Here is an 11,964-nt window from a genome sequence, read left to right as displayed (position 1 = left end):
GCCGTCACTTCATCGATTGGCGAAGAAGTCGAAAAAATGACCTGGTCGATCCGCTGGGGTGCGGACACCGTGATGGACCTGTCCACCGGACGCAACATCCACACCACCCGCGAATGGATCCTGCGCAACTCGCCGGTGCCGATCGGCACCGTGCCGATCTACCAGGCGCTGGAAAAGTGCGACGGCGATCCGGTCAAACTGACCTGGGAGCTCTACAAGGACACGCTGATCGAGCAGTGCGAACAGGGCGTCGATTATTTCACCATCCATGCCGGCGTGCGGCTGCCCTACATCCACCTCACCGCCAACCGCGTCACCGGCATCGTGTCGCGCGGCGGCTCGATCATGGCGAAGTGGTGCCTGGCGCATCACAAGGAAAGCTTCCTCTACACCCACTTCGAGGAAATCTGCGACCTGATGCGCAAATACGACGTCTCGTTCTCGCTCGGCGACGGCCTGCGGCCCGGCTCGATCGCCGACGCCAACGACCGCGCCCAGTTCGCCGAACTGGAGACGCTCGGCGAACTGACGCAGATCGCCTGGAAGAAGGGCTGCCAGGTCATGATCGAGGGCCCCGGCCACGTGCCGCTGCACAAGATCAAGATCAACATGGACAAGCAGCTCAAGGAATGCGGCGAGGCGCCGTTCTACACCCTCGGGCCTTTGACCACCGACATCGCCCCCGGCTACGACCACATTACGTCAGGCATCGGCGCCGCCATGATCGGCTGGTTCGGCTGCGCCATGCTGTGCTACGTCACGCCGAAGGAGCATCTCGGCCTGCCCAACCGCGACGACGTCAAGGTCGGCGTCATCACCTACAAGATCGCCGCCCACGCCTCCGATCTCGGCAAGGGCCACCCCGCCGCGCAACTGCGCGACGATGCCCTCTCCCGCGCCCGCTTCGACTTCCGCTGGGAAGACCAGTTCAACCTCGGCCTCGACCCCGAAACCGCCCGCGCCTATCACGACGAAACGCTGCCCAAGGACGCCCACAAGGTCGCCCATTTCTGCTCGATGTGCGGGCCAAAGTTCTGCTCGATGAAAATCACGCAGGACGTCCGCGACTACGCCGCCACACTGAACGACCCCGACAAGCGCGCGGTGGCCGGCGGCAATGTCGGCATGACGATGTCGGGCGTGATCGAGGATGGCATGGCGACGATGTCCGCAAAATTCAAGGAAATGGGCGGGCAGGTTTATCTGGATGCGGAGAAGGTGAAGGAGAGTAATCGGGTGTTGTAGAGGTTGGCCAGTAACAGCACGATGCGATCCTTCAAACTCTACTGGGTCGAGACACCCTCCGCTGAGGAAAACTGTTTCGTTGCTGCGCGTTCCAAGCGCGCAGCAGAGAAGTTTGAAGAGGGAGGAACTGGCTTCAATCCTAATGACTGCGAAGCCAAGCTAATAACGGAACTCGATGATAAGTGGGTCTCTCGGTATCGCGCAAAGGACGGGGCGGGAGTACCGATTGCCCCATTTTATGTTCAACCTGAGGACGTTCACGAACTCGGCATAGCTTGGCGAATCGTTGAAGGCGACGAAGTTTTCGTACGGCGATCAGGCGTTTCTGAAGCAGGGCGATTTGAACTATTTTGCGTCTTTAGGAAAACGGCGAGAGATCGTCGTTATTCGCTCGGTCGCAGATTTGCTTGAGGCAATCAAAAAGGTCTCTGGCCAGAATGAGTGGATTTTTCGGGGGCACAGCTCAGCATTCTGGAGCCTCAAGGCTAGCGCACATCGCCTTTCGGCCAAGGCCGCCTCCAGTGCCAAAGTACCAATTGAAGGGGAACGCTGGCTCCTAGACGAGTTCAAGCGAAGGGCACGAACCTTCTTACCATTGCCTCCGTCATCCGACTGGGAGTGGCTGGTCTTGGCCCAACACTTTGGTCTCCCTACGCGGCTGCTGGACTGGACCGAGAATCCACTTGTCGCGCTCTTTTTCGCGGTTCGAGATCGAAATGAAATGGTCAATGATGGGATTATCTACGCTTATCATCATGGCGTAAAAGCAATCGATCTTTCGTCAACGAACGATCCGTTCACGTTGGATCAGGTAGAACTGGTTAGGCCGCCTCATCTCGATCAAAGAGTCATCGTGCAGCAGTCCATCTTTACTGCCGAACCACCATTGTACGACAGAGGAGGTCGCCAGGAGTCGGACTTAAGATACTGGTACGTGTCAGTTCGACACAAGACCAACATACGGAACGATCTGGCCAAGCTAGGCATTTCCGAGGGCTCACTGTTTCCTGGCCTTGCTTCAGTTGCCTTGCAAATCACGGAAGAATTCATGCTCAACAGCGCCAATACTGCTCGGAGCGAAAAGAAGCGCACTAGGAAGTCTAGACAGAACCCTAAGCCAATCAACAACAAGCCAACCGAGTAATCGTAGGGCGGGTTTTTCGTGTCAGGTGTTTAGCGACCCGCCGATAGGGCGGGTGAATGTTTATTCGACAGCCCGCAGCTTGCGGTTAAGCCCCATGACGGAAAAGCTTCCCGACCAGCTCCAGCCGCACCTCAGCCTTGTCTTCGTCGGCACCGCCGCCGGCCAGCGCTCCGCCGACCTCGGCCACTACTACGCCGGTCCCGGCAATCGCTTCTGGCGCACCATCCACGAGGTCGGCATCACGCCGCGCCGCTATGAGCCGCATGAATTTCCCTCGCTGTTGAAGCTCGGCATCGGCTTCACCGACGTCTGCAAGCTTGGCGCGGGAATGGACCATCAGGCCCTCAAATTCCCCGTCGATATCCAGGCCTTCCGGGACAAGATGCTGCGCTACCGGCCGGACACCATCGCCTTCACCAGCAAGAAGGCCGCGAGCCTTTTCTTTTGCCGACCGACGAAGGCGGTTGCGCTGGGCCGGCAGCCGGCCGAGGGCGATTTTCCTGTCGTGTTCGTGCTGGCTTCGCCGTCCGGCGCGGCTTCGGGCCATTGGTCGGTGCAGCCATGGCAGGAACTGGCGGATTGGGTCAGGGATTCGTAGGATGGGTTGAGCCCTTGCGAAACCCATCGCATGCCGCATTGTCTCGATGGGTTTCGCTTGCACCTTTGCCCGGTTGAGCTTCGGCGCACGCGGCCGCTCAACCCATCCTACGAACTGCGACCAGGCCTGCGACAAAACAACCCGACGGGCAAATCACTTCCGATTATCGGAAATGAAAGTCAAGCCCCGGAATCAAAAATATTCCGCTTAACACGTCGGGCAAATCACCTTTAGAGACTCGCCCGTCTCACCCGATGAGAGGGGCGGGTCGCGATCGTCACGAACGCGCGGTGGGATGCGGTGACGCGGTGGCGGCGAATGACGAATGCCGTCGTTGCGTACGGAAAAACCGTGTGGTCCTGGCACCCCGACGCTGGTGTCAAGCTCGCGCTCAGGCGCGCGGGTGACGGTGGCAAGAAAGCCCGGTCACCGGGGAGAGCACGGTATAATCCGTAAGGCATCGCGCAGGGAAAGCCGGATTGCCTCCGCTGCCCTGTATGCTCGTGTGCGTTTGTTTTGTGCGAATTTGCACACGAGACCGCGGGTGCAGCGCGCATCCGGCTTTCCCTGCGCCCTCTTGTTTTTCGAGGGTGGCAATCGACGCAAAGCTCGGGCGCATCGCGCCGCGAGATCGCGGAGGTGTGTCCTCATGCTGTTTGACAGTTGAATCTGAAACTCACATCCACGTCGTCCCGGACAAGTGAGCGCCAGCGAACGCCGATCCGGGACCCATACCGCGTTGTGCTCTCGTTCGAACGAGATGGATGACGCACTCTTCGCCAAACTCTTTCCGGTGGCTATGGGTCCCTGCGTTCGCAGGGACGACACCGAGAGAGCATTGCGCACAGCGCAGCGCGCCCTACTTCAGCGTGATCGCGAGCCCGCTGAGATCGACATTCGCCATCAGGCCGACCTGGCGGCCCGACAGTTCCAGCACCGCGCCCTTCTGGTTGGTCAGCACGATGGCGCGGGCGCCGCGGCCGACGGCGAGGCCGGCGCCGGCCGCGCCATAGACGCCGGCGACGTCGGAGGGGCGGTTGATGTTGCTGACGCGGCCGCGCAGCACGGTCTTGGAGCCGCCGAACACCAGGCCGTAGTCGAGGCCGCCGGCGGACAGCGCGTAGTTGCGTCCGCGAAAATTCAGCGTGCCGCCGCCGCCGGAGCCGCCGATCACCCAGCCCGCCTTGTAGATCGTCAGCTGCACGCTGCCCTCGTCGGCGCGAGCGGAGGACAGGGCGGTGCCGGCGAAAGCCGTCAGTGCGAGCAACGCGACGCGAAGGGCGGATGAGATGTGCATGGATCGGGTTCCCTCTGGGATTTTGCAGGCAGGCGTGCGGAGCAATCGAATCATTGCGGCAACAGTAGCAAGCGCGGCCGGGATCGGCTAACGGCACGGCGCCGATGGCGGGTTCCATGACCGCCGCTTTGAACCTGATGCGGGGCCGGAACACTCATTCAGTATCCGGGTCGCGTCAGCCTCGCGCGGTTCGCCATAAAAACCGTTCGATCGGCGGAGAAGATGGGCACGCGCGCCTGATGGCGCCGTGCCCATTGCCTTTCCCAGGATTCGTAGGGTGGGCAAAGGCGCCCTTGCGCCGTGCCCACCATCACGTGCGCGGATGAAGGTTGGTGGGCACGGCGCGAAGAGCGCGCCTTTGCCCACCCTACCCTCGCTACGCTCTACGGAATCTCACTTCCGCGATCAGCGCCTCGCGCGCCGCCGACAGCGCCAAGAACGCCTGCGCGCTGCCGCCGGCATCGGGATGCGCGGATTTGGCGGCGCGCTTCCAGGCGCGGTGGATTTCCGGCGCGGACAGCCGGCAGTCGAGCGGCAGGCCCAGCAGCTGCCGGTGCCGCTCGTCCGGCGCCAGCGCCTTCACCGGGATGTCGCGCCGGCCGAATTTTGGCGTGGTGAGCGTATGCAGGGCCTCGCGGATGATGCCGAGGCGGCGCCGCGCCGCGTCGGTGATGGCGGGGTCGGCGGGTGCCACCGCGGCGTGACGCAGGATCGGCAGCGCCTGGGCGGCCGCCTGCCGCAGCAGCGCCTCGGCGCCGGTCCGCGCCATTACCTCAGTGAGGCGCGCGGCTTCGCGCCAGTCAGGCGCAGCCGCCTGCCAGATCCGTTCGAGTTCGAGTTGCCATTCGCCTGACTTGCTATCCATGGTGCGACACCGGAGCGAATGGATACAATGCACCGGTAAAGCTTTCCGTTTCCGCAGTCGTCAATTTGAATTAGTTTGTATCCATTCAGAAAACCAAAAACACCGAGGAAACCCCATGCCCCTTCTCGAAAACCACATCGCGGTCGTCACAGGTGCCGCTTCCGGAATCGGACGCGCGATCGCGGCAGGCTACGCCAAAGAGGGCGCGCGGGTGGTGCTGCTCGACATGAACGAGAAAGCGGCGGCCGAGGCGGCGCAGGAGATCCGCAGCGCGGGCGGCAAGGCCGAGAGCTTTGCGCTCGACGTGACCAAACGCGACGACTGCGTCGCGGTCGCGAAAAAGATCGCCGACACGATCGGAAAAGTCTCGATCCTGGTCAACAATGCCGGCATCGCGCGGCGCAACGGCATGCTGGGCGCGCCCGAGGCCGTGATCAGCGACTGGGAAGACATCATCGCGATCAACCTCACCGGCGTGTTCAATGTGACCTATGCATTCCTGGCGCCGTTGCGCGCCGCCAAAGGACGCATCGTCAACATCGGCTCGATCCAGTCCTTCGTGCATCTGCGCACGCCGAGTTCGCCGGCCTACACCGCCTCCAAGCACGGCGTGCTCGGCTTCACCAAGGCGCTCGCCGCCGAACTCGGCAAGGACGGCGTGCGCGCCAATGCAATCGGCCCCGGCTTCATCGAAACCCCGCTGAACGAGAAGGTGCGCGCGACCAATCCGGATCTGATCAGGGTTTTCATGGACCACACCCCGCTCGGCCGCGCCGGCAAGCCGGAGGACATCGTCGGCCCCGCGATCTTCCTCGCCTCGGACCTGTCGGCCTATGTCAGCGGCTCGATCGTGATGGTGGACGGCGGCTACCGGACGATTTGAGGCGAGGCGCGCGCAACATTCACCCCGTCGTCGTCCGGCTTGACCGGACGACCCAGTATTCCAGAGACGCTGACGGCTTGGCGGAGAGGCCGCGGCGAACTGGATCATCCGCATGCGCGGATGATGACGGCCGGTCGCACCGGTTCCGTCAGCCGTTAGGATTTCGTTAACCAAATCACCCCACCTTGGGCTCGCTGGGGTCGTTTCGTTCTCGATGTTTCCGCTCCGTGTCCTGGAGCGAGCGTTGATCGGGAGGTGTCAATGATCCGCGAGTCTGAAGTCCCGTCGCAAGTCCCCGCGCCGCCGGTTCCGGCGCCTTCGCTGGCTCCCAATGAAATCGTGCCGTTGCTGATCGGCGCCACCGTCGGCGAGGTCGAGCGCGAGCTGGTGCTGCAGACGCTGGGGCGCTGCGGCGGCAATCGCACCCGTGCCGCGCGCGTGCTCGGAGTATCGGTGCGCACCCTGCGCAACAAGATCCGGCAATATACCGCCGACGGCATCGACGTCCCCGTGCATCACGAGTAGCGCGCGCGAGAAACGGATTTGACAGTGCGGCCCGGCTTGGCCACGCTGCAGGCCAGCCCCTCCCCGGATCGCGCGCCCATGTCCAACGCCCCGCATTTCCAAATCGACGTCGCCAGCTTCTGGGCCGACCCTTACCCGACACTGGCGAAGATGCGGAAAGACGCGCCGATCGCGTTCGTGCCGCAGCTCGGCTCGACCGTGTTCACCCGGCGCGACGACATCTTCACCCAGGAGAAGCGCATCGATGTGTTCTCCTCGCACCAGCCGGCCGGGCTGATGAACACGCTGATGGGCCACAACATGATGCGCAAGGACGGCGAGGCGCACATGGCCGAGCGCGCGGCGCTGTTTCCCTCGGTGTCGCCGCGCACTGTGCGCGACACCTGGAGCCGGCAGTTTCAGGCCCATGCCGACCGCATCCTCGACGAGCTGGCGCCGGCAGGCCGCGCCGATCTCTGCAAGGCGTTCGCGCTGCCGCTGTCAGCCGAATGCCTGAAGGACGTCACCGGGCTGACCAACATGCGCTTCGCGGACATGGACGCGTGGTCGCAGGCCATGATCGACGGCATCGCTAATTACTCGGGCAACAAGGAAGTGGAGGCGCGCTGCCATGCGGCCACCGCCGGGATCGACGCCGCGATCGACGACATGATTCCGGTCGTGACAAAGCATCCCAACACCTCGATCCTCAGCGTGCTCTTGGCCGCGGGCATGCCGATCGACAGCATCCGCGCCAACATCAAGCTGGCGATCTCGGGCGGACAGAACGAACCGCGCGACGCCATCGCCGGCACGGTCTGGGCGCTGCTGACGCATCCGGAGCAGCTGGCGCTGGTAGGCTCCGGCAAGGCCAAATGGCTCGACGTGTTCGAGGAGTACGCCCGCTGGATCGCGCCGATCGGGATGTCGCCGCGCCGCGTCGCCAAACCGTGGTCCTATGGCGGCGTCGATTTCGAGCCGGAGGACCGCGTGTTCTTCATGTTCGGTTCCGCCAATCGCGACGAAGCCTGCTTCGCCGATCCCGACCGCTTCGACGTCACCCGCAGTACCCAGAAGAGCATCGCCTTCGGCGCCGGCCCGCATTACTGCGCCGGCGCCTTCGCCTCGCGCGCGATGGTCGCCGACGTGGCACTGCCAAGCGTGTTTGCACGATTGAAGGGCTTGCGGCTCGACGAACGCGAGCCGGTGCGGATCGGCGGCTGGGCGTTTCGCGGGCTGCTCAATCTGCCGGTTCTGTGGAACGCGGGCTGACGCGCACCCGAAACGCCGCGCGATTGATGTTGATCAGATCCACCCGCGCCATCGGCGCAATTGATGCTGTCATCAAACGTCTGTTAGAAAGTGCCTCGGAATCAGCTCGGGAGCACGCAAGTGGCGGACGATAGCGTTATCCGGCAAGGCAAACAGGGGCCGCAGGGCCCGCGCGGCGAGCCGGGGCGTCCCGGCCCGCAAGGGCATCCCGGACGTCCCGGACTTGAAGGCCCGCGCGGCAAGCCGGGCCCGCAAGGCAAGCCCGGGCCGCAGGGCCCGCGTGGCGAGGCCGGCCCACAGGGCAAGCCTGGATCGCAAGGCGAGGCCGGGCCGCAGGGCGAGCCCGGTGCGCAAGGCCCGCGTGGCGAGGCCGGCGCGCAGGGCAAGCCCGGCCCTCAGGGCGAGCCGGGTCCGCGCGGCGAAGCCGGACCGCCGGGACAACTGCCGTCCATCGAACAGGTGATGCCGTGGCTGCACCTGCTGTTCGACGCCTATGAAGACTACAAGAAGACGCGCGAGCGCGAAGCCGCCGAACGCGAGGCTGCCGAACGCGCAGCGCTTGCGGCGGCCGAACAGGGCGATGAGTCCGGCGACGATGACGGCGATGACGAACATCGCAAGGACAAGAAGAAGCGGCACAAGCACAAGGACAAGAAGTAACGGCGGGCCGACAAAGAGTAGGCGTGCCTTTGCCCAACCTTCGCTACCTCACTGCATTTCGACAGTGTCGTTGCGCGGCAACATCCCCATCAGCTGGAACTGCCAGCGCATCGCCCGGTACCAGAAATAGCCGGCAAGGGCGCCGCAGACCGACAGGATGATGATGTTGGCGGGCTCAAACGCTCCGCTCCACCACAACATACCACCGGTCCACAACACGGTGAACAGGATGGAACCGAGTTTCAATCGGGTGATGGGATTCATGGCGCTGCTCCGACGGCTGATTGACGCCAGCCATCCTGCACGCCGCCGCCGCGCCGTACCGTGAGGCGCGTCACGCAAGACGGGGTACCCGAAGCTCTCTCGCGCCTCCGGCAAACTACCTAGGGAACTCGCCTTAAGGTATCGACCGAAATAGCGGCCGGCGGCGCGCGTGATTATGCAGCATCAACGGGTAGTTCTGCATCGGGCGGCGGTGGAGACCCAGGATGAACCATTCATTTTACAGCGTCGACAGAACCACGCATTTGAAGATTTTGGCCCTTGGACTGATCGCCGCGATCGCCATCGCCGGTATCAGCATCGCCGCGCATTCCGGTAGCCGCAACGCTCTGGCTCAGGCCGAACATGTCCGCGTCATCAAGGCCGGCCAGCCCGCCGCGATCGCCTTGAATACCCAGCTCGCCGTCCGCTGAGAACCTTGGCCGCGAACAGGTGGCGCGTGCCCCAACGCCCCTTAGCCGAACCGCAGCCGTGACCGCTCCCTCGCCTTCTCCGCCTCGGTCTCGCGGTCGCGGGCCGGCGCATGGGTGTGCAGCGAGGCCAGCAACCGGCGAGCCGAATCGGTTACTTCCGCGACCGCGCGGTCGAACGCCTCGGCATTGGCCTGCGACGGCTTGTTGAAGCCGGACAGTTTGCGCACGAACTGCAGCGCGGAGGCGTGAATTTCGTCCCCGGTCGCGGGCGGTTCGAAATTGAACAGCGTCTTGATGTTGCGGCACATTTGTCTTCTCCCTGCCTGGCTGCCCAAGTCGGCGCCCGCTTCTCGAACCGAGGACGAATAACCAGGAGCAATACCTACATCGCGACCGCATTTTGTCATAGAATGGGCGGCGCAATCACCCCTGCCACCGCGCCGCGCGCCAGCCAACAAGCGAGTTCCACATGAGCCACATCACCTACAAGATCGTCGAGCACGACGGCGGCTGGGCCTACACCGTCAATGGCGTGTTTTCGGAACCCTTTCCCAGCCATGCCGTGGCGCTCGCCGCCGCCAAGCGCGCCGCCGCCGAGCAGCGCGTGCCCGGACGCACCGAGGCGATCGAGTATGAGACCGCCGATGGCAAGTGGCACACCGAGACCGCTGAGGGCAGCGACCGTCCCGACACCGACGTCGAGGACAAGCGGTAGCAACCCGTCGTCCCTGCGAAAGCAGGGACCCATATCGCGTGATCTGTCGGTCCAGGATGTTGTTCGACGGCCTGTCACAACCAAGGGCGCCGGTGGCTATGGGTCCCTGCTTTCGTAGGAACGACAGGATGATGGATAGTACACTGTATCGCCGACTCCTATGATCGCCCGACCGACCCGGCGATCTGGTGACGACGAAATAGCCGCCGTGCTAGGCTCACTCCCAAGCGGCCCGGCGAAACGGCTGCATTGGGAGTGAGCATCATGAAATTCATTTCGTCCGCGGCGCTTTCGGCCGCCCTCGCGCTGACCTCGTTCTCGGCCATGGCCGCGGATTATCCGGCGCCGAAGCAGGGCAGCTGGATCGCGAAGGATTTCAAATTCCACACCGGCGACACCATGCCGGAGTTGCGGCTGCATTACACCACGGTCGGCGAGCCCTCGGGGCAGCCGGTGCTGGTGCTGCACGGCACCGGCGGCTCCGCCGTCAACATGCTAACGCCGGGCTTCGCCGGCGAGCTGTTCGGCGCCGGCCAGCCACTGGATGCCACGAAATACTACATCATCATCCCCGACAGCATCGGCCACGGCAAATCCTCAAAACCGTCCGACGGCATGAAGACGGCTTTCCCGAAATACAATTACGAAGACATGGTGGACGCCCACTACCGCCTGGTCAGCGAAGGCCTCGGCATCAAGCAGCTGCGCATGGTGATCGGCAATTCGATGGGCGGCATGCATGCGTGGATCTGGGGCGTGAAATATCCTGGGGCGATGGACGTGGTGGTGCCGATGGCGTCGCAGCCGACCGAGATGGCCGCGCGCAACTGGATGCTGCGCCGGATCATGCTGGAGACCATCCGCAACGATCCCGATTACAATGGCGGCAATTACACCGCGCAGCCGCGCATGATGAAATACGCCATCCACGCCTACGGCATCGCCTCGGCCGGCGGCACGCTGGCCTACCAGATGCTGGCGCCGACCGCTGCGAAAGCCGACAAGATGGTCGACGACCGGCTGGCCGCGGCCGTGACGGCGGACGCCAACGACTTCGTCTACGCATGGGCGTCCTCGCGGGATTACAACCCTTCCGCGGGACTGGAAAAGATCGAGGCCACACTGCTCCTGATCAACGCCGCCGACGACGAGCGAAATCCGCCGGAAACCGGCGTCACCGAAGCCGCGATGAAGCGCATCAGGAACGGCAAGCTTTATCTGATCCCGGCCTCCACCGAGACACGCGGCCATCTCACCACCGGCAATGCGAAGTTCTACGCGAAGCAGTTGCAGGAACTGCTGCAGACGGCGCCGCGACGGACGATGTGAGGGACGCGCATTGGACGTCGGCTTTGCGAAGCCGTCACCCGGTGATAGTTTCGCCCGGCATTCGCAACGGAGTGAGCCCTTGACCGACTTTGCCGCCAGCGACCTCGAGACGATCTATCCCGCCCCTTCGCCCCGCGTGATCGCCAAGGCGCGCCCCGGGATCGACGCGCATGCAAAGAAATTCATCGCGATGTCGCCGTTCTGCGTGCTCGCCACCTCCGGCTCCGACGGCAGCGTCGATGCCTCGCCGCGCGGCGGCAATCCCGGCTTTGTCCACGTCGCCGGGCCGAACCAGCTGGTGATGCCGGATCGCTCCGGCAACAACCGCATCGACAGCTTTCGCAACATCGTCGAGGGCTCGGGCTTCGTGCAGCTGATCTTCTTCGTGCCCGGCATCGACGAGACGCTGCGCGCCGGCGGCAGGGGCAAGCTCTCGGCGGATCCGGATCTGCTGGCCTCGATGGTGGAGTTCGGCAAGCTTCCGCGCGCGGCGCTCGTTGTCAGCGTGTCCGAGGCCTATTTCCATTGCGGCAAGGCCCTGATGCGCTCGAAACTGTGGTCGCAGGAGAGCCGGGTCGAACGCGCGGTGCTTCCGAGCATCGCCGAGGTGATCCACGACCAGACCAGCCTCGGCGAGCCCGAAAGCCAGGCCATGGTCGAGGCGCGTTACAGGGAGCAGCTGTAGGAGACTTGTTCGGTCGAGCTATTCTTCACCCTCCCCTGAAGGGGGTGGGTCGACGCGAATGAAATGAGCGGC

At 63.8% G+C, this 11,964-nt stretch carries 15 protein-coding genes; 11 read left to right on the top strand and 4 right to left on the bottom strand.

Annotation, left to right across the window (positions count from 1 at the left end):
- The 3 genes from thiC to Q7T45_RS18660 form a co-directional block, all read left to right on the top strand.
- On the top strand, positions 1-1,245 hold a 1,245-nt coding region (gene thiC / locus Q7T45_RS18670; RefSeq protein ID WP_304872567.1), incomplete at its 5' end, for a phosphomethylpyrimidine synthase ThiC.
- Between the two features lie 286 nt (positions 1,246-1,531).
- Positions 1,532-2,389, top strand: coding sequence for an FRG domain-containing protein (locus tag Q7T45_RS18665; RefSeq protein WP_304872565.1), 858 nt, complete (start codon positions 1,532-1,534; stop codon positions 2,387-2,389).
- Positions 2,390-2,483: 94 nt separating this feature from the next.
- Positions 2,484-2,987, top strand: coding sequence for a mismatch-specific DNA-glycosylase (locus tag Q7T45_RS18660; RefSeq protein WP_304872563.1), 504 nt, complete (start codon positions 2,484-2,486; stop codon positions 2,985-2,987).
- An 859-nt stretch (positions 2,988-3,846) separates the two neighbouring features.
- Here the strand turns inward: Q7T45_RS18660 and Q7T45_RS18655 are convergent.
- Entirely contained in the window at positions 3,847-4,284 is a 438-nt protein-coding gene (locus tag Q7T45_RS18655; protein ID WP_304872561.1) for a hypothetical protein, read from the bottom strand.
- A 376-nt stretch (positions 4,285-4,660) separates the two neighbouring features.
- On the bottom strand, positions 4,661-5,149 hold the full coding sequence (locus Q7T45_RS18650) for a hypothetical protein (protein WP_304872559.1): 489 nt from the start codon (positions 5,147-5,149) through the stop codon (positions 4,661-4,663).
- Positions 5,150-5,264: 115 nt separating this feature from the next.
- Here Q7T45_RS18650 and Q7T45_RS18645 point away from each other — a divergent pair, with 115 nt between their 5' ends.
- The 4 genes from Q7T45_RS18645 to Q7T45_RS18630 all read left to right on the top strand — a co-directional run bounded on the left by Q7T45_RS18645 (position 5,265) and on the right by Q7T45_RS18630 (position 8,468).
- Positions 5,265-6,032, top strand: a complete 768-nt coding sequence (locus Q7T45_RS18645) for an SDR family NAD(P)-dependent oxidoreductase (RefSeq protein ID WP_304872558.1) — start codon at positions 5,265-5,267, stop codon at positions 6,030-6,032.
- Positions 6,033-6,293: 261 nt separating this feature from the next.
- Positions 6,294-6,557, top strand: coding sequence for a helix-turn-helix domain-containing protein (locus Q7T45_RS18640; RefSeq protein WP_304872556.1), 264 nt, complete (start codon positions 6,294-6,296; stop codon positions 6,555-6,557).
- 78 nt (positions 6,558-6,635) lie between these two features.
- Positions 6,636-7,808, top strand: a complete 1,173-nt coding sequence (locus Q7T45_RS18635; protein WP_304872555.1) for a cytochrome P450 — start codon at positions 6,636-6,638, stop codon at positions 7,806-7,808.
- A 120-nt stretch (positions 7,809-7,928) separates the two neighbouring features.
- Complete coding sequence (locus Q7T45_RS18630; protein WP_304872553.1) at positions 7,929-8,468, top strand: collagen-like protein; 540 nt, start codon at positions 7,929-7,931, stop codon at positions 8,466-8,468.
- Positions 8,469-8,516: 48 nt separating this feature from the next.
- Here Q7T45_RS18630 and Q7T45_RS18625 read toward each other — a convergent pair whose 3' ends face one another.
- Positions 8,517-8,732 carry a hypothetical protein gene (locus Q7T45_RS18625; RefSeq protein ID WP_304872551.1) on the bottom strand — a complete coding sequence of 72 codons (216 nt, stop codon included), beginning with the start codon at positions 8,730-8,732 and terminating at the stop codon, positions 8,517-8,519.
- A gap of 224 nt (positions 8,733-8,956) precedes the next feature.
- Here Q7T45_RS18625 and Q7T45_RS18620 point away from each other — a divergent pair, with 224 nt between their 5' ends.
- A complete protein-coding gene (locus tag Q7T45_RS18620; RefSeq protein WP_304872549.1) occupies positions 8,957-9,163 on the top strand; it encodes a hypothetical protein in 207 nt (68 codons plus the stop codon).
- Positions 9,164-9,204: 41 nt separating this feature from the next.
- Here the strand turns inward: Q7T45_RS18620 and Q7T45_RS18615 are convergent, their stop codons facing one another.
- Positions 9,205-9,471 (bottom strand): DUF2277 domain-containing protein, encoded by a 267-nt coding sequence (locus Q7T45_RS18615; protein WP_304872548.1) that lies wholly within the window; start codon positions 9,469-9,471, stop codon positions 9,205-9,207.
- A 161-nt stretch (positions 9,472-9,632) separates the two neighbouring features.
- On the opposite strand from Q7T45_RS18615, the gene Q7T45_RS18610 reads away from it, so the two are divergent.
- From Q7T45_RS18610 to Q7T45_RS18600, 3 genes are all read left to right on the top strand, one after another.
- On the top strand, positions 9,633-9,878 hold the full coding sequence (locus tag Q7T45_RS18610; RefSeq protein ID WP_304872547.1) for a DUF2188 domain-containing protein: 246 nt from the start codon (positions 9,633-9,635) through the stop codon (positions 9,876-9,878).
- A gap of 264 nt (positions 9,879-10,142) precedes the next feature.
- On the top strand, positions 10,143-11,207 hold the full coding sequence (locus Q7T45_RS18605; RefSeq protein WP_304872545.1) for an alpha/beta fold hydrolase: 1,065 nt from the start codon (positions 10,143-10,145) through the stop codon (positions 11,205-11,207).
- Positions 11,208-11,286: 79 nt separating this feature from the next.
- Positions 11,287-11,892 carry a pyridoxamine 5'-phosphate oxidase family protein gene (locus Q7T45_RS18600; protein ID WP_304872544.1) on the top strand — a complete coding sequence of 202 codons (606 nt, stop codon included), beginning with the start codon at positions 11,287-11,289 and terminating at the stop codon, positions 11,890-11,892.
- The last annotated feature ends 72 nt before the right edge of the window (positions 11,893-11,964 follow it).

Source organism: Bradyrhizobium sp. (genome assembly GCF_030646015.1).
Classification (GTDB): domain Bacteria; phylum Pseudomonadota; class Alphaproteobacteria; order Rhizobiales; family Xanthobacteraceae; genus Bradyrhizobium.
Note: the sequence above shows the minus strand (reverse complement) of the source record. Positions and strands in the feature narration are given on the sequence as shown.